We start from the raw sequence: 562 nt of genomic DNA on the forward strand, positions 1-562 counted from the left end.
CCAGCGGGCGCCACCGCCCGGGTCGCGGACGTGACCGACCCGGCCGCGCTCGCCCGCGACGGCATCCGGGGCGAGACGTTCGACGTCCTCGTCTCGTGCCTCGCCTCGCGCACCGGGTTGCCCGACGATGCCTGGGCGATCGACTATCAGGCGCAGCTGAACGCGCTGGAGGCCGCACAGGCGGCCGGCGTCACGCAGGTCGTCCTGCTCTCGGCGATCTGCGTCCAGAAGCCGGTCCTCGCGTTCCAGCATGCCAAGCTGGCGTTCGAGCAGGCGCTGATCGGGTCGGGCCTCGCCTACACGATCGTGCGGCCGACCGCCTTCTTCAAATCGCTCTCGGGGCAGATCGATCGCGTGAGGCGCGGCAAGCCGTTCCTGGTCTTCGGCGACGGCCTGCTGACCGCCTGCAAGCCGATCAGCGACGACGATCTCGGCCAGTACCTCGCCGACTGCATCGACGACGACGCCCGGCGCAACCGCGTGCTCCCGATCGGGGGGCCGGGCGCGGCGATCACCCCCAGGGCGCAGGGCGAGCACCTGTTCGCGCTGCTCGGGCGCGAGC

General features: G+C 72.2%; 1 protein-coding gene. It reads left to right on the forward strand.

Annotation, left to right across the window (positions count from 1 at the left end):
- A partial coding sequence (locus FV228_RS32240; RefSeq protein WP_246694120.1) for an NAD(P)H-binding protein occupies nt 1-562 on the forward strand: 562 nt, incomplete at both ends.

This window comes from Methylobacterium sp. WL18 (assembly GCF_008040015.1).
Taxonomy (GTDB): domain Bacteria; phylum Pseudomonadota; class Alphaproteobacteria; order Rhizobiales; family Beijerinckiaceae; genus Methylobacterium; species Methylobacterium mesophilicum.